Below are 14,604 nucleotides of genomic sequence, written 5' to 3' on the forward strand. Positions count from 1 at the left end.
GGCCGCGCTAGAAGCGGCCGCCCCAACCGCCGACACGCCGTGTTGCGGCGTGTTCGTCTCGCACAAGTTCGCCATAAGACGGCGTGTCGGCATCAGATGAAGTCGCGGGATACCGGGCAGGACATGCACCGCGGCCCACCCCGGCCGGTGCCCAGCTCCGATGCCGAGATGGCCAGCACCTCAACACCCGAGGCCTCGAGGCGCGCATTCGTTTCCACGTTGCGCTCGTAGGCGACGACGACACCGGGCGCCAACGCCAGGGTGTTGTTGCCGTCATCCCACTGCTCGCGCTCAGCGGTAACGGGATCCAGCCCGGTATCGATGACGCGCAGCTTGCCGATGCCCATCGCATCGGCCGCCGCTTCCACGAATGGCGCCGAGCCCGAGATGCTGACACCAGCATCGGAGCGACGGATGGTAAACGCCGACAGCGAATCCTGTATTGCCGGATACATCACGACGGCATCGGTGTCGACCATGGTGCAGACGGTGTCCAGATGCATGGACGCACGTTCCTGCGTGATGGGCACCGCGAGCACAGTGTGCGCCAGGTCATCATCGAACAGACTGCGCGCCAAGGCTTCCGCACCGGCAGGGGTGGTGCGCTCCCCCACACCGACCGCCACCACACCGGGACCCAACAGCAACACGTCGCCGCCCTCGACGGGAGCCGAATGCGACTCGTAGGCGCGACGCACCCCAAGGAACCGCGGGTGGTGGGCATAGATTAGGTCGGTGAGCGATGTCTCGCGCACCCGGGCCAGCAACGCGAGCGAGGTGATCGCGAACTTGCGACCGATCCAGAACGACGAGTCGCGGGTGAACAGCAGGTTCGGAAGAGGCTCGATGACGAAATCCGATCCGTGGTGCATAGTGCGCACCAGCGACGGCTGCGCCACCTTGCCGCCAACCGGCAGCTCGTCGAACGTCATCCCGGACATCAGCACGTATGCGAGATCGGCGGCACCCAGTGACCTCAGGTACTCCGAAAGATCTTGCGCCAGAACATAACCCAGCCTGCGCGCGTTGACCGCCGCAGAGATGCCCTGCACTCGGGCGGCACCGCTGGCGAGCGCCTCGCGCAATAGCTCGGAGAGCAGCAGCACCTCGACACCACGGGACCGCAACACCTCAGCGAAGGCGTCGTGCTCCTCCTGCGCACGCGCCACCCACGGCAGACCGTCGAACAGCAGTTGGTCATTGTTGCGCGGAGTCAGCCGCTTGAGCTCGTCACCGGGTCGGTGCAACACAACCGCCCGCAGCCGTCCGACCTCTGAATTGGCACCCAGCACTGGCGCATCCGTCATGAGATGACGCTAGCTTGCCATGCAATCGAACATGTGTGCGATACGATGTGGAGGTGACACGCGCAGCACAACACGCTGTTCAGGCATCGCTGTTCGGCGCCCCACCGGTCCCTCGCCGCCAATTGACAGGCAACGCTTGGCTTGAGGTGCACCACGAATGGCTGGGACGTGCAGACAATCTCATGGGCCAGCTCATGACACAGGTGCCGTGGCGGGCGGAGCGTCGCCGCATGTACGACCGCACCCTCGACGTCCCCCGGCTGGTCAGCTTCCACGATCTGACCGCGGGCGCACCACCACACCCGGTACTGGAGACGATCTGCGATCGGCTCAACGGCGAGTACACCGACGAGCTCGGCGAGCCGTTCACCACCGTGGGCCTGTGTCAGTACCGCGACGGCACCGACAGCGTCGCCTGGCACGGCGATACCATCGGTCGCGGCCTGCGCGAAGACACCATGGTGGCGATCGTAAGCATCGGCGCCACACGCACTTTCGCGCTACGACCACGACTTGGCGGTGACTCGATCCGCGTCAACGTGGGTCACGGCGACCTCTTGGTGATGGGCGGCTCCTGCCAACGAACCTGGGAACACGCGATCCCCAAGACCTCCAAACCGGTCGGGCCGCGCATCAGCCTGCAATACCGGCCGCGCGACGTACGCTAGGTCCGGACGGCGGCAACCGCCTTGACCAGCAGATCCGATGCACGTTTACCGTCGGGTGGTGCGGGCGGAACATTTCCAACGGCGACCGGGCTGACCGTGACCACCACCATGTACCGGCCGAGATAGGCCGAGTAGTTCAGCACCTCCTGGCCGACCGTCTTGCCGGAGGTTCCACTGAGTACGTCGCGCTTCATGCCGAGCGTGCGCGCGCCGTCAATGGCGGGCGCGTCGATCACCTCGGTGCGTCCCACAATCCCATTGCCGCGGAAGTCGACCTTCTTGCATTGCTCGGACACTGCGGGGTCGAAGGGAACCTCCTGCGAGGTTTCCACCGCGACCGCCACATATTGATTGCCCGCACCGGTCGCGGTCAGCGCGGCCATGTTCCCCTTGAGCCCACCCGGGACGGCGCTGCCGCCGCTGTACTTGGCACAGTCAGCGGGGTCGACCGTCATACCCGGCGGCAGTGGAGCGGGCGAGAGCATCCTGGGGTCCATCCCCGCCGGTTCCATCGCCTTGACCGTGAACTCCGGCCCGAACTGGCTTTTCAGCGAGGCGATGTTCCCGATCTTCACATGGTGATTGACGGGATCCTGAACGGTTCGGCTGCACCCCGACACGACTAGCGCAAGCGCACAGGCGCCCCAAACTCCGCATCTCTTGACGGTCACCGGCTTCAGCACCCGGCCACTGTATCGATTCGGAACGAAAAAACGATTGCACCTATGAGGAACAATGCTTGTGTGGCCCAGCGTTAAAATCTGTGAGGATGGTGTGTGGGATGAAGACGGTGGTTCGGCTGAGTCAGTTGTGCCTGACAGCATTGGGCGTCGGCGCATTGATGGCCATTACCCCCGGGACGGCACTCGCCGATGACGCACAGTCGGTCATCAACCAGTACCAATCGCAGGGCTACCAGGTCATCGTCGACCGAAACGGCTCCGCCCCCACCAACAAGTGCACCGTGTCGAACATCCGCAACGGGCAGGATGTCTACCGCACCGAGTATCAGCGGACCTGGATGCCCAGCGGTAAATGGTTAGTGCTGCCGGTCCGGGTACTCGACCATCGATTGGTGTACATCTCACTTAACTGCAACGTGTAGTTAGCCTTACCTAACTAGATTTGCCAGTTCGCTGGCTGCTTCCTGCACGCAGCCCCTGTAGCCGCGCCGCCTGAGAGAGTGCGCAGACCCGGCTATGAATTCGACGTTAATTTCCCCGAGTGGGAATCATTCCGAGTATTACCGCGTTGGACTGGATAGATTCACGAACGTTGATGATTCAGAGCCGGTTTTCAGCGTCGGGGGTCAGGCCTTTGAGTGGTACGCGGATACATTGCCGTAACACCTGGGGCACGGGGAACGAGGCAAAGAGGAGTGAAATTGTGAAGAAATTGTTATTTGCAGGTATTGCGGCAGCTGGCATCATCGGGGCGTCGCTGGGATCGGCAAGTGTTGCGCTCGCCGGACCGACAGGATCGGGCGATGCCAACACCGTCATCAATGACCTCAAGTCCAACGGGTACCGAGTGATCGTCTCCAAGACGGGCGCCGGTGACCTGACCAAGTGCACCGTCGAGTCGGTCACACAAGAGTCGCCCGTCAACAACGTGCAGGCGGCCCGGGATGTGCGGAACAACCCCACCACCGTGCCGACGGTCGATCGCAAGGTCGCGCACGTCGCACTGAGCTGCTGAACCGCAGCAGAAACCAACAATGACCCGGGCCACAAGCCCGGGTCATTGTTGTCTCTACTTCAAATGATCAACCAAGGTGCCCTCGGCACCGAATAACTCGGCGCTCCACCGGTCCAGCAGCGCATCGGTGTTGAGATCGTCGGGATGGAAGTCCTTCTTCATGTAGACGGCCAGCCGAAGGATCATCCCGTCGTTGAGCAGGGGGCCACGGATCAACCCGACCGTCTCGCGGACCACCCGCCCCAGCTGGCGACGTCCGTCCGGATCGCTCCACGCGATGGAGAACCACGAGCCACCTGTGGCGAAAGGAACGGTTCCGGCCCAGATGACGGCCATCACCGCGCGCCGCAGCCATTCAGGTCCGCCGACCGCACGATAGACGTCGAAGGCGACCGATTTGTGCTCCAGCTCCTCGATCGCGTGCCAGTACAACAGATTCCGCACCTCGTCGTCGGTCACCATGGCTTGGAGCTCCCCGCTTTCCAACAGGCGCTCGGCCAGGACCGCGGTGTAATGCTCAAGGGCCGCGGTGACGGCAAGCATGGTCAGCCTGGCGTACTTCAGGCGGTCCATGTTCGGCAGGTACTTGTCGACGTAGTCCTCGACCTTGCCTGCGCGGCGACCAATCGTCTCGACCATCTTGCTGCGATAGCCCATTTCTGTGAGCTTCTCGTTGAGCTCACGATGATGCAGGCCGTGGGTGACCTCCTGACCGATGAATCCGGCGACGCGTTTCTTCAACGTCGGCTCGGTGATCCTGTCGGCGTAGCGACGCACCGATCGGACGAAGAACTCCTCCCCCGGCGGGAACACCGCCGAAGCGCCCGCGAGGACATGACTCAACGCGATGTCGTTATCGGCGAAGTGCCTTCGCATCGGAACCGGGTCGCCGAACCAGAATTTGATGCGTCGAGTCTTCGGATATGAGGCCGTTACCGGAGCAGCCATGTCGCACCACCTCCACTTTGATCGTGTAACTCAGTGTTACACGAATCGCTTACGTTTTGAAGTAGTGCGTAAAAGCGGGGGCCTAGGTCCCTACAGCAGCCCAGGAACGATAGCCCTGCGCTCGCGCGGGTACTCGTCAGGGAACGTCTCCCGGTACCAGCGATGGATCGAGAGCGCGCGCGGCAGCAGATTGGCGATCGAGAACACCACGAAAATCAGGCCGGGCAGCGTCCACGCCATCAGCGCCCAGCCTGCCCACAGGATGATCTCGCCGAAGTAGTTGGCCGCCGACACCCAACGGAACGCGCCGCCATACGGGATCCGGTAACCATCGAATCCGTCGGCCCGCAGGTTGATGAGAATGCGGTCGGCCTGGAAGTTCACGATCCATCCGGTGACGGCGACGATCACCCCCAGGATGAACCGGGGGTCGGTGAACCAGGCCGCGGTCTGCAGATGCGCGGCGAACGCGACCGCACATCCGTTGGCGAAACCATTGACCGCGTTGAAGACGAAGCCAAACGCAATCCCGCTGTAAGGAAAGCGTTTTCCGCTGTCTTTACGGGAGAGTGGATAGATCAGTCCGCGGTACAGATAGTGACACTGCCACAACACATACAACACCAGCGCCGGTGCGCCGTGGTGGTGCGCGACAGTCCAGAAGGTGACAGTGAACGCCCACCACTGCGGGCATTCGAAGGTCAACCACCCGATCTTCGCGGGCGCGGTGAACTTCTCACCGGGCTTGGCGAAACGACCATAGGGATTGGTCAACCAGAAGCCGCTGATGAAGGTGACGACGGCCAGCACGATCAGGAAGATGATCGCACCGTGATACAGCTCTGTAAGCACACCGGGACAGTACCTACTCCAGCGGTGGTTCTAAGCAGGGTCGATGATGTTGGTCTTCATCTGGTTGGCCACCTGGCCGGCGACCTCGGGGTTATCGGTTGCCCCCGAGGAGGTCACCTCATACACCACGTTTCCGGTGGTATGTACGTCCGTGGCGCCCGCGTTATCGGCCCACTCGAGTGTGATCGGGTTGTGCATACCGAACGCGTTCGGGTCAGCAGACTGCGCCTTGCATTTGCTGAATGCCTCTGTCAGCCGGTGAAATTCGGTTTGGGCGGCGGGCTTGTCCGGAAAGATCGCGATGGCTTCGCGCAGCACCTGAGACCGGTTCGTCGTGCTGCCGATGGACAACTGACGGAATGCCTGCCAACCATCGCCCAGGTCACCCTGCGACGTCACGGCACGCAACAACCCACAAGGCTGCCGGGGGTCGATGCCGGGTCCGGAGATCGGTGCGGTCTCGGTGTGCGTCGTGTCTGCCGTCGGGAAACCCAGGAACTTGACCTCGTCGAGCCCGGCGAACAGTGAATCCGCTGCCGCCGCACTGACATTGAGTTCGGCAATCTCCGGGGTGGGCGGCTGTTCCGCGACCGGACTCGCCGGATGCGCACACCCGGCCACCCAAGCCATTGCAATGAGACCCAACCCGGCCCAACGCGTCCGCGTCATCTGCAGAGTGTGAACTGCCAACCTGGGAAAAACCTGGACGGTGCCGGCTATTTGAAGGCGTCGATGGCCGCGGCGATCCGATCGCCGGCGTTCTCCAGTACGGCCTCACCATGGCCGAAACCGGCGATCTGGGCGCCCGTGACAGCGAGCCTGGCCAGGGAGTTCATCGCGGCTTCCCGGTCGGTGTTGAAGACGCCGAGGATGACCTGCCCGTTGAACTCGGCCACCGAATCGCCCGTCAGCACGGCATCGGCTTCCGGCAAGTAGAGCGCGATACTGCCCGGAGTGTGACCGGGCACCTCGATGACGCGCGCACCGCCGGCGAAGTCCATAACGTCACCATCGCGCACGGGACGGTCGACACGGCACGCCGGACCGTGCGGCGGCTCGTCGAATCCCGGGTGCAGGGCCCGCTCCCCTTCGGTCAGCACTGGCACCGGTCCGCGACCGTCTCCCGTCACGAAGGCCGAGTCAGCCCCTCCCGCAATCACATCGGCCGTCGACCAGCTGGCTATCTCCGCGGCAGCGCCGACGTGGTCCTCGTGAAAATGCGTGAGCACAATGCGCTTGACGTCTGCGCGGTCCTTACCAAGACGGTGCAGCGCCTGTTCGATCAACGCTGCGCTGTCTGGCCACCCGGTATCGACGAGCGTCACGCCGTCGGAACCGAGCCACAAGTAGCAATTCAGCAGGTGCGCCCGGCCGCCCGGAATACGCAGGCGGTACAGCGCGGGCGCGAGCTGCTGCAGATCGGGAGTCGGCACGCACGCAACGCTACGTGGCGGGGGACATGATGTTGCCCCGTCGAGCATCACATGACCTAAGGTTCATCGCTATGAGCCGGACCGCGATCATCATCATCGTCGGAGTTATCGCAGCACTGGCGTTCCTTGCCGTCGGCGCCTTGGTCAAGAAGGTAGGGATACAGAGCGCCGTCACGCACTTCCTGGTCGCCTGGGCCGGCGTTGCTGTGTTCAACATGGGCGTCGGAGTCTTCGAGGCGGGGTACGGAGTCGCCGAGGAGCTCCCGGTCCTGCTAGCAATATTTGCCGTCCCCGCCGCGGTGGCCGGGATCGGCTGGCTAGGGGCTCGGCGCCTCTATCAGTCCTGATCGCCAGCACCAACAGCTCGGGGCGCAGGTCAGCGCATGACGATACTGTGGGGCGTATGACGACAACGTTCGTCGGGATAGCAGTGATCGTGGCGATGACACTTATCGGTGTCGGCATGAATTCAGGGCTCTTCAACACCCGCAGAGCAAGACAGGCGATACCACCCCTGGTGGCACGGGCGGCGGGGCCCGTATTTGCGCTCAACCGCCGTATTGGCAATCCTGGCCGCACTACGAAGCCCAACACTGAGGAAAAGCCCGAATCTGTTGGCGAACCCGACGAGTGAATGAGCACTGCCACGAGCGCTGGACCCGTCGGCCAAAGAAAAACCCCCGACTAGCGGGGGCTTCATGGTGGAGCTAGGGAGAATCGAACTCCCGACCTTCTCGATGCGAACGAGACGCGCTACCAACTGCGCTATAGCCCCAAGACCGGTAAGACCTTACCAGCCGTCCCGCGTCTGACCGAATCAGATAACTACTGACCCACCGCATGCGGCATGCGTTGCGGCCGCGGCTCGTCGTAGTAGTCCAGGTGCTCGAAAACCGGGTCCTCATCATCGATTTCGAGGACAGCGGCCCCCGGCCGACGCAGGCGCTGAGGTACCACATCAAGCTCACGATCGGCCACGTTCTCCACACCCACCACGCGCGCACGCTGGTAACGCGCGGCGCGGCGCCGGCGCAGCTGCTCCTCGATGCGTGTCTGACGGCGCAGGTAACCCAGGTAGAGCGTTGCCACCACAGCAAGACCGCCGCACGCCCACCAGGCGCCCGCAGTCGCGGTCGCGGCCACCACACCGACGAGGACCATCGCCCCCACCAGACCCATCAACACCCGCTTACGGAAAGCGAACTTGCGTGCGTTCTCCTTGGCCATCGTCTCGGGGTCAAACCGGCGGCGGCGTGACGAGCTGTACACGGGCGGGGCCTGATGGCGCTCCCGCGAAGGCTCGGCGGGAATGGTCAGACCGGAGGTGTCGTCGATGTATTCGTACGTGCCCGAATCGGTTTCGGCGACAGGCGCCTCCTCCAGATCCTCAAGGTCATCGGACAGTGTGACTTCGCCCGCAGGCAGCGCGGTCGCGTCCTCGTCGACGACATCAACGTCGACGGGCTCATCACCCTCGCTCGATTCGGACCGAACCTTCTCGACCCTGCGGACAGCCATGGCCTTCACGGCCCGCGCGGCGTCGTGGTCTTCTTCGGTGAGCGCACTCGCGATCACTCCAGTCGAGGTTTCGTCTTCCTCGTCCTCAAGTTCGTCGATGTCCTCACGACGGAAGTCCGGGTCGCTGCGGTGACCCGCGGCGGGACCGGTACGACGCAGCAGTTTGGCGGCTTTCCCGTTGAGAACCCGGGTCGCCAGGGCGACATCGCTGGTGCGTTTCACCACGTCACGTTTGTTGATCAGCATCGGTACCAGGACGAACAGCCACAGCACGACCAGTCCGATCCACAGCACCGATTGGGGGATGCTAGGCATGTCAGCCTGCTCCTTTCTCTGTGCGCGTCTTTCGTGCTTGGCCCCGAGCCTCAGGTCAAGGCTAGGTTGGCGATCTGCGCACGTTACGAGGCGCGCCGATACCAATTACACACCTGTAATTCTACAGGGGCAAGCATCACAGGCCCCAATAGTCACATCTGTCTCAGTAATATCTCGGCGAGCAGACGCTTAGTGCACAGAAAACCCAGGACCCGCGTGCAGTACGCGTCTGCTCGCGGGGAGAAACGAAGTGACCTCTAGGCCCAGCTGGCGTTGCCGGAACGCACCAGCATCGCGGCCACCGAACCCCGCACCTCTTCAACCGTCATCGCCACCAGCAGGTGATCGCGCCACGCACCGTCGACGTCGAGGTACCGCTTGAGCAGGCCTTCCTCGCGAAAGCCGACCTTGGACAGCACTGCGCGGCTGGCCCCGTTCTCCGGCCGCACCGTCGCCTCTACCCGGTGCAGAGTGACGGGCCCGAAACAGTGATCCAGCCCCAGCGCAAGCGCCGCGGTCGCCACCCCCTGCCGGGTTACCGTGCTGACCACCCAATATCCGATCCACGCCGAACGCAGCGCGCCGTGCGCGACATTGCCGATCGTCAGCTGTCCGACGAAATTCCCGTTCAGCTCGATCGCGCACGGAATCATCCGCCCCTTACGCGCCTCGGCGCGCAGGCCCGAACACAGCGCCGGCCACGACGACACACCGTGTCTCGCCATCCAGTCAACCTCAGAGGACGGCTCCCACGGCTGCAGATGCGACTGATCGGCCAGCCTCGCCCGGCTCCACGCCATCCCGTCCCGCAACCGGATGGGCCGCACCGACACCACCCCCGCAGGCACACGCAGCTTCCCGAGCGGCATCGGCCAGCCTGGGTGCGCACTCTCCTGACGCCAGACGCTCATCCGCGCCCCCGGCCTTCGCGCAAGCGGCTCATCCGCGCTGTGCCAGGAACGCGACCTCGACGATCTCCCCGGTGCGGACCTGCTCAACCTCGGCGGGCACTATCACGAGGCAATTCGCTTCAGCGAGCGTCGCGAGTAGATGCGACGACGCACCCGGGGCGCCAAGAACCTGCACCAGATACTCGCCGGTGTCCTGGTCGCGCATCAGCTGTCCGCGCAGGAAGCCCTTGCGCCCCGCAATGGACGTAATAGGAGACACGGCACGCGCCCGCACAATTCGACGTTGCGAGTGCCGGCGTCCCAACGCCAGCCGAATCAGCGGCCGCACCATCACCTCGAAGACCACCAGGGCACCGACCGGGTTCGCGGGCAGCAAGAAGGTCGGCACCGCATCGCGGCCCAACTGACCGAAGCCCTGCACCGAACCCGGATGCATAGCGATACGCCCGACCTCCATATCGCCCAATGCCGAAAGCGCCTCGCGAATCCCCTCGGCAGCGGCACCGCCTACCGCACCCGAGATGACAACCACCTCGGCCCGGTTCAGTTGGCCCTCGACCACCTCACGGAACGCAGCGGGCTCGGCGCTGACGATGCCCACCCGGTTGACATCGGCTCCGGCATCGCGCGCCGCGGCAGCCAGCGCATAGGAATTCACGTCGTACACCTGGCCGTTCCCCGGCGTCCGGTCGACGTCGACAAGCTCGCCACCGACACTGATCACCGACAGCCGTGGCCTCGGATGCACGAGCACCCGATCACGTCCCACCGCCGCCAGCAACCCGACCTGGGCCGCGCCGATGATCGTGCCCGCCCGCACGGCGACATCGCCGGGTTGCACGTCATCGCCGGCGCGCCGCACATAGTCACCCGAACGCACCGCGCGCAGTACCTTGACCCGCGCCTCGCCGCCTTCAGACCACCGCAATGGCAGCACCGCGTCCGCCAACGTCGGCATGGGGGCGCCGGTTTGCACCCGCACCGCCTGACGCGGTTGCAGACGGGTGGGCGTGCGCTCCCCCACCCGCACCGTGCCGACGACCGGCAGCTCGACCGTTCCGATCTCGCCGCTGGATTCCTCGCCGTCGTCTTCTTCATCCGGACCGCCGCCCTCACCCGGGCTGATAACACGCACCACACCACCGGCGGCCTGCACGTCGACACTGCGCACGGCGTACCCGTCGATGGCGGCCTGATCGAACCCGGGCAGCGGCCGAACCGTCACCACTTCCTCAGCGCACAACAAACCCTGGGCTTCGGCGATCGCCACCCGAACCGGGCGCGGCGCAACCGCAGCCGCCGTCACTCTGGCCTGCTGCTCCTCGACCGAACGCACTGGTCCCTCTCGTTAAAAGCCCTCGCGGACCGCCTACTCGGATTCAGGCAGGACGGCCGGCCCCAGGCCGAGCCGTTCGACTAGCCACTGCCGCAAGCCTGGACCGTAATCGTCGCGGTCCAACGCAAAGTCAACAGCAGCCTTGAGATAGCCGCCGGGATTTCCCAGGTCGTGTCGTGATCCGCGATGCACAACCACATGCACCGGGTGCCCCTCGTCGATCAGCAGCGCGATGGCATCGGTGAGCTGTATCTCGCCACCGGCGCCACGTGGGGTGCGCTTGAGCGCGTCGAATATCACCCGGTCCAGCAGGTAGCGCCCCGCCGCCGCATAATTCGATGGGGCGTCCTCGGCCTTGGGCTTCTCGACCATTCCCTTGACGCGCAACACATTCGGGTTGGCGGCATCGGGGACGATCTCAACATCGAAGGCGCCGTAGGAACTGATCTCCTCAGGCTTGACCTCGATGGCACACAGCACAGAGCCGCCTCGCTTGGCCCGGACCTTAGCCATGGTCTGCAGCACTCCGCGCGGCCACACCAGGTCATCGGGCAGCAGCACCGCGATGGCGTCCTCGTCGTCATCGAGTACCGACTCAACACAGCCCACGGCATGCCCGAGGCCTAGCGGCTCGGCCTGCACCACCGATTGCACCTTGATGATCCCGGGCGCACGGCGGACCTTCGCGAGCATCGCGTGCTTACCGCGGTCCTCGAGAGTGCCCTCGAGCACCAGGTCCTCGACGAAGTGCGCGACGACGCCGTCCTTCCCTTCGGAGGTGACGATCACCAGCCGCTGCGCCCCGGCCTCGGCGGCCTCCTCGGCCACCAGCTCGATACCGGGGGTGTCGACAACCGGTAGCAGCTCCTTGGGCACCGTCTTGGTGGCCGGCAGAAATCGGGTTCCCAGGCCGGCCGCGGGAACCACCGCGGTGCGGGGGATCGACACCTCGGCGGGAGATGAGCCGCTTGCGGGAAGACCGTCTGGCGTCGTCATAGCCACTCACCCTAACCACTGACCACGGAATTGCACTGGCAAGGCGGTACCGTCACGGAATCGGCGCCTCTCAGAACATCAAGCACGTCCTGCGGCAACAGATTGTGCAGGCACGACGCGCGATGTCGTGCGCCGAGCGCGAAAAGCAGAACGACGCGCTCACCGCGCATGTCCTGACGGCGACCTCGGGATTGTCGACTATCGCCGCGTACCTCCCCGTGGGATCCGAGCCCGGATCGGTCGAGATGCTCGACGCCCTGGTCACCCGCGGCGTACAGGTTCTGTTGCCGGTCGCGCGCAATGACGAGACGGGAACGCCAACGGCGCTGGCCTGGGGGCAATACCGTCCCGGAGAACTGGTGGATGCCCCGTTCGGCCTGCGGGAACCCGGCCCCCCGGTCTCCGGTCCGGCCACCCTCGTGGAAGCCGAGCTCGTTCTGATTCCCGCGCTCGCGGTGGATGGGAGGGGCAACCGGCTGGGCCGTGGCGCGGGGTTCTACGACCGATCACTGGGGTTCGTCGCCGCCTCCGTGGCCCTGATCGCACCCCTTTATGTCGGCGAGATCCTCGACAAGATCCCCGCGGGCCCGCACGATGTGCCGGTGACGCATGCGCTGACCGCCGACGGATTGGTCACACTCGGCTGACCGATGTGGCGGCCCTGGCACTCCAAACGGTAGAGTGCTAGTGGCGATTCATCTTCCGGAGGACCCATGCCCACCTATTCCTATGCGTGTACCGACTGTGGCGACAAGTTCGACATCGTCCAGGCGTTCACTGACAATGCCCTGACCGTGTGCCAGAAGTGCTCGGGCACGCTGCGCAAGTTGTTCAACTCGGTGGGCATCGTGTTCAAGGGCAGCGGCTTCTACCGCACCGACAGCCGCTCAGGCGGCGTGGACGCCGCCGCGAAGAGCGATTCCGGTGCCAAAACCGAATCCAAGACCTCGTCCGCGGAGACTTCGGCGAGCAGCTCCTCGTCGACTTCGAGCACATCCGGTGCAGGTTCTTCCTCGTCGCCCGCCACCGCTTCCGCGGCAGCCGGCTGACGGGTTATCCACAGCAGCGAATTGGGTGCTGACACAGCGATAGGCGCAGCCCTAGCGTGGGAGCATGGCCCACTCGCCCCTTGATCCCACTGCGCTGCAACGCATATCGGCAGCACTTCGCCCCGATTGGGCACGCACAGCGCTCGCCCGCAGAATCACGGCGGCGATCCTGGTGCTCTTTGCGGCAGTGCTGGCATTCCGCCCCGACCCGGCCAACGATCGCTCCGATGTCGTAGTTGCCGCCCACGACCTGCCCCCTGGCACGATCCTGGCCGGCGATGACGTGAAGCTCGAAAAGCGGTCGGCATCGACCCTTCCTGATGGCGCCCGTACCGAAGCCGGGTCCGTCGTGGGCGCGACGCTGGCCGGACCGGTTCGGCGCGGGGAAATGCTGACCGATTTACGTGTGCTGGGCCCGAGGTTGGCCGAGTCGGCCGCGGGCAAGGACGCCCGCATCGTCCCGGTGCCACTGGCCGATGCCACTGTCCTCGACATGATCCGCACCGGCGATATCGTCGACATCCTGACGGTGGCCGACCGTGGACCGGGCACGTCCAGCGACTCTCCGCCCGAACCCACGGTGCTGGCTACCGGCGCCGTGGTCGTGCTGGTGTCACCGAAACCCGCCACCAAAGGCGTTGGGACGCAGCGGGCCGTAATGGTCGCTCTGCCACCACAGCAGGCAAATCGTGTTGCCGCAATCGCGTTGGTGCAGGCGGTAACGCTGACCTTCCGTTAAGGTCGGACCATGCTCAAGGGATTCAGAGATTTTCTACTGCGTGGCAACGTCATTGACCTCGCGGTCGCGGTGGTCATCGGTGCCGCCTTCACCGCGGTGGTCACCAAGTTCAGCGATGCCATCATCCAGCCATTGATCAATCGGATTGGCACCGGCTCCAATTCCGATCACCCTGCGCTCAGAGTCGGCATCGGTGGCGGGCAGTACCTGGACTTCAACGTCCTGATCACCGCCACTATCAATTTCATCCTCATCGCGGCGGTCGTCTACTTCGTTGTCGTCCTGCCGTACAACACGCTCAAAGATCGCCTGGCCAAGTCCGGTGAGGAGCCTGCGGCGGCAACCGAAGCGGAGCTGCTCGTCGAGATTCGCGATCTGCTGGCCGAGCAGAAGAAGGCGTCCTAACTTCTGCCCGACCCTGCCTGGGTCGTCACTTCATGTCCCAGGTCTCGCCGTAGGTGGTGACGCTGTCGCCCGCGCTGCTGATGAGGCGCGCAAAGGGGCGTAGCAGCACACCGCCGGCCGCGCCGGTCACGGTGCCGTGTGCGTTGCTCACCGCGACGGCACCCTTGGGGCCGGCGATGGCAACGGAGAAGGTGGCAACTTCCTGGATACCGGGGCCATTGCCCAGGTCCACGTTGATACCGGCCGATGGCAGCAGGTTGGTGGTCTGAATGTACGAGGCTTCCGGCGCACCGTTCGGGAACACGTTCGGGATGCCGTACAGCACCGAGACATTCGGGGTCGTGTAGTTGAAGTTAAGCCCCACGCCCAACGACCACGGGTAACCCACCTGGTAGCCCAGCTCCAGGGTGCCCTCGAAGGCATCGGCAC

The 14,604-nt window shown here is 64.5% G+C and carries 20 protein-coding genes and 1 tRNA gene; 9 read left to right on the plus strand and 12 right to left on the minus strand.

Annotated elements, in window-relative coordinates; all coding sequences use genetic code 11:
* Positions 1 to 92 precede the first annotated feature (92 nt).
* A complete protein-coding gene (gene arcA, locus AB0H22_RS23355) occupies positions 93 to 1,307 on the minus strand; it encodes an arginine deiminase (RefSeq protein WP_358149435.1) in 1,215 nt (404 codons plus the stop codon).
* Positions 1,308 to 1,360: 53 nt separating this feature from the next.
* Between arcA and AB0H22_RS23360 the strand changes: the two genes are divergently transcribed.
* The gene (locus AB0H22_RS23360) at positions 1,361 to 1,975 is read left to right on the plus strand and encodes an alpha-ketoglutarate-dependent dioxygenase AlkB (protein WP_180751961.1); all 615 of its coding nucleotides are present in this window, start codon (positions 1,361 to 1,363) and stop codon (positions 1,973 to 1,975) included.
* Here AB0H22_RS23360 and AB0H22_RS23365 read toward each other — a convergent pair.
* Positions 1,972 to 2,658, minus strand: coding sequence for a DUF5642 family protein (locus AB0H22_RS23365; RefSeq protein ID WP_358149438.1), 687 nt, complete (start codon positions 2,656 to 2,658; stop codon positions 1,972 to 1,974). The two genes, AB0H22_RS23360 and AB0H22_RS23365, sit on opposite strands and share 4 nt — an antisense overlap.
* 98 nt (positions 2,659 to 2,756) lie before the next feature.
* On the opposite strand from AB0H22_RS23365, the gene AB0H22_RS23370 reads away from it, so the two are divergent.
* Both AB0H22_RS23370 and AB0H22_RS23375 read left to right on the plus strand, forming a co-directional pair.
* Entirely contained in the window at positions 2,757 to 3,080 is a 324-nt protein-coding gene (locus tag AB0H22_RS23370) for a hypothetical protein (protein ID WP_180751959.1), read from the plus strand.
* 281 nt (positions 3,081 to 3,361) lie between these two features.
* The gene (locus AB0H22_RS23375) at positions 3,362 to 3,673 is read left to right on the plus strand and encodes a hypothetical protein (protein WP_180751958.1); all 312 of its coding nucleotides are present in this window, start codon (positions 3,362 to 3,364) and stop codon (positions 3,671 to 3,673) included.
* A gap of 54 nt (positions 3,674 to 3,727) precedes the next feature.
* Here the strand turns inward: AB0H22_RS23375 and AB0H22_RS23380 are convergent, their stop codons facing one another.
* From AB0H22_RS23380 to AB0H22_RS23395, 4 genes are all read right to left on the minus strand, one after another.
* Positions 3,728 to 4,621 carry a metal-dependent hydrolase gene (locus AB0H22_RS23380; protein WP_358149440.1) on the minus strand — a complete coding sequence of 298 codons (894 nt, stop codon included), beginning with the start codon at positions 4,619 to 4,621 and terminating at the stop codon, positions 3,728 to 3,730.
* Positions 4,622 to 4,711: 90 nt separating this feature from the next.
* Positions 4,712 to 5,473, minus strand: a complete 762-nt coding sequence (locus AB0H22_RS23385) for a DUF1295 domain-containing protein (protein ID WP_358149443.1) — start codon at positions 5,471 to 5,473, stop codon at positions 4,712 to 4,714.
* Between the two features lie 30 nt (positions 5,474 to 5,503).
* On the minus strand, positions 5,504 to 6,142 hold the full coding sequence (locus AB0H22_RS23390) for a sensor domain-containing protein (RefSeq protein ID WP_358149445.1): 639 nt from the start codon (positions 6,140 to 6,142) through the stop codon (positions 5,504 to 5,506).
* Between the two features lie 47 nt (positions 6,143 to 6,189).
* Positions 6,190 to 6,906, minus strand: coding sequence for an MBL fold metallo-hydrolase (locus tag AB0H22_RS23395; RefSeq protein WP_358149447.1), 717 nt, complete (start codon positions 6,904 to 6,906; stop codon positions 6,190 to 6,192).
* A gap of 71 nt (positions 6,907 to 6,977) precedes the next feature.
* Here AB0H22_RS23395 and AB0H22_RS23400 point away from each other — a divergent pair, with 71 nt between their 5' ends.
* Positions 6,978 to 7,253: a hypothetical protein gene (locus tag AB0H22_RS23400; RefSeq protein WP_180751954.1), complete on the plus strand. Its 276-nt coding sequence runs from the start codon at positions 6,978 to 6,980 to the stop codon at positions 7,251 to 7,253.
* Positions 7,254 to 7,309: 56 nt separating this feature from the next.
* Positions 7,310 to 7,540: a hypothetical protein gene (locus tag AB0H22_RS23405; protein ID WP_180751953.1), complete on the plus strand. Its 231-nt coding sequence runs from the start codon at positions 7,310 to 7,312 to the stop codon at positions 7,538 to 7,540.
* Between the two features lie 65 nt (positions 7,541 to 7,605).
* On the opposite strand, the gene AB0H22_RS23410 is transcribed toward AB0H22_RS23405, so the two are convergent.
* The 5 genes from AB0H22_RS23410 to AB0H22_RS23430 all read right to left on the minus strand — a co-directional run bounded on the left by AB0H22_RS23410 (position 7,606) and on the right by AB0H22_RS23430 (position 11,982).
* Positions 7,606 to 7,681 (minus strand) — tRNA-Ala (locus tag AB0H22_RS23410).
* A gap of 50 nt (positions 7,682 to 7,731) precedes the next feature.
* Positions 7,732 to 8,739: a gephyrin-like molybdotransferase receptor GlpR gene (gene glpR / locus AB0H22_RS23415; protein WP_358149450.1), complete on the minus strand. Its 1,008-nt coding sequence runs from the start codon at positions 8,737 to 8,739 to the stop codon at positions 7,732 to 7,734.
* Positions 8,740 to 8,996: 257 nt separating this feature from the next.
* Positions 8,997 to 9,650 (minus strand): GNAT family protein, encoded by a 654-nt coding sequence (locus AB0H22_RS23420; protein WP_180751951.1) that lies wholly within the window; start codon positions 9,648 to 9,650, stop codon positions 8,997 to 8,999.
* A gap of 28 nt (positions 9,651 to 9,678) precedes the next feature.
* Entirely contained in the window at positions 9,679 to 10,986 is a 1,308-nt protein-coding gene (gene glp, locus AB0H22_RS23425) for a gephyrin-like molybdotransferase Glp (protein WP_180751950.1), read from the minus strand.
* 33 nt (positions 10,987 to 11,019) lie between these two features.
* Entirely contained in the window at positions 11,020 to 11,982 is a 963-nt protein-coding gene (locus tag AB0H22_RS23430) for a UTP--glucose-1-phosphate uridylyltransferase (RefSeq protein WP_358149454.1), read from the minus strand.
* An 89-nt stretch (positions 11,983 to 12,071) separates the two neighbouring features.
* Between AB0H22_RS23430 and AB0H22_RS23435 the strand changes: the two genes are divergently transcribed.
* From AB0H22_RS23435 to mscL, 4 genes are all read left to right on the plus strand, one after another.
* Positions 12,072 to 12,629: a 5-formyltetrahydrofolate cyclo-ligase gene (locus AB0H22_RS23435; RefSeq protein ID WP_358149596.1), complete on the plus strand. Its 558-nt coding sequence runs from the start codon at positions 12,072 to 12,074 to the stop codon at positions 12,627 to 12,629.
* 66 nt (positions 12,630 to 12,695) lie between these two features.
* Positions 12,696 to 13,031, plus strand: a complete 336-nt coding sequence (locus AB0H22_RS23440; protein WP_358149456.1) for an FmdB family zinc ribbon protein — start codon at positions 12,696 to 12,698, stop codon at positions 13,029 to 13,031.
* Positions 13,032 to 13,095: 64 nt separating this feature from the next.
* Positions 13,096 to 13,770: an SAF domain-containing protein gene (locus tag AB0H22_RS23445; protein WP_180751947.1), complete on the plus strand. Its 675-nt coding sequence runs from the start codon at positions 13,096 to 13,098 to the stop codon at positions 13,768 to 13,770.
* A gap of 9 nt (positions 13,771 to 13,779) precedes the next feature.
* The gene (gene mscL, locus AB0H22_RS23450) at positions 13,780 to 14,175 is read left to right on the plus strand and encodes a large-conductance mechanosensitive channel protein MscL (protein ID WP_180751946.1); all 396 of its coding nucleotides are present in this window, start codon (positions 13,780 to 13,782) and stop codon (positions 14,173 to 14,175) included.
* Between the two features lie 25 nt (positions 14,176 to 14,200).
* Here the strand turns inward: mscL and AB0H22_RS23455 are convergent.
* A partial coding sequence (locus tag AB0H22_RS23455; RefSeq protein ID WP_358149459.1) for an MspA family porin occupies positions 14,201 to 14,604 on the minus strand: 404 nt, incomplete at its 5' end.

The organism is Mycobacterium sp. NPDC050853, from assembly GCF_040653875.1.
In the GTDB taxonomy this organism is placed as follows: Bacteria; Actinomycetota; Actinomycetes; order Mycobacteriales; family Mycobacteriaceae; genus Mycobacterium.

Excerpts from the sequence above, each read along its gene's own strand:
- AB0H22_RS23445 (WP_180751947.1), top strand. The coding sequence starts at position 13,096 with ATGGCCCACTCGCCCCTTGATCCCACTGCGCTGCAACGCATATCGGCA.
- AB0H22_RS23380 (WP_358149440.1), bottom strand. The coding sequence starts at position 4,621 with ATGGCTGCTCCGGTAACGGCCTCATATCCGAAGACTCGACGCATCAAA.
- AB0H22_RS23430 (WP_358149454.1), bottom strand. The coding sequence starts at position 11,982 with ATGACGACGCCAGACGGTCTTCCCGCAAGCGGCTCATCTCCCGCCGAG.
- AB0H22_RS23440 (WP_358149456.1), top strand. The coding sequence starts at position 12,696 with ATGCCCACCTATTCCTATGCGTGTACCGACTGTGGCGACAAGTTCGAC.
- arcA (WP_358149435.1), bottom strand. The coding sequence starts at position 1,307 with ATGACGGATGCGCCAGTGCTGGGTGCCAATTCAGAGGTCGGACGGCTG.
- AB0H22_RS23420 (WP_180751951.1), bottom strand. The coding sequence starts at position 9,650 with ATGAGCGTCTGGCGTCAGGAGAGTGCGCACCCAGGCTGGCCGATGCCG.
- AB0H22_RS23390 (WP_358149445.1), bottom strand. The coding sequence starts at position 6,142 with ATGACGCGGACGCGTTGGGCCGGGTTGGGTCTCATTGCAATGGCTTGG.
- mscL (WP_180751946.1), top strand. The coding sequence starts at position 13,780 with ATGCTCAAGGGATTCAGAGATTTTCTACTGCGTGGCAACGTCATTGAC.
- AB0H22_RS23405 (WP_180751953.1), top strand. The coding sequence starts at position 7,310 with ATGACGACAACGTTCGTCGGGATAGCAGTGATCGTGGCGATGACACTT.
- AB0H22_RS23400 (WP_180751954.1), top strand. The coding sequence starts at position 6,978 with ATGAGCCGGACCGCGATCATCATCATCGTCGGAGTTATCGCAGCACTG.
- glpR (WP_358149450.1), bottom strand. The coding sequence starts at position 8,739 with ATGCCTAGCATCCCCCAATCGGTGCTGTGGATCGGACTGGTCGTGCTG.
- AB0H22_RS23370 (WP_180751959.1), top strand. The coding sequence starts at position 2,757 with ATGAAGACGGTGGTTCGGCTGAGTCAGTTGTGCCTGACAGCATTGGGC.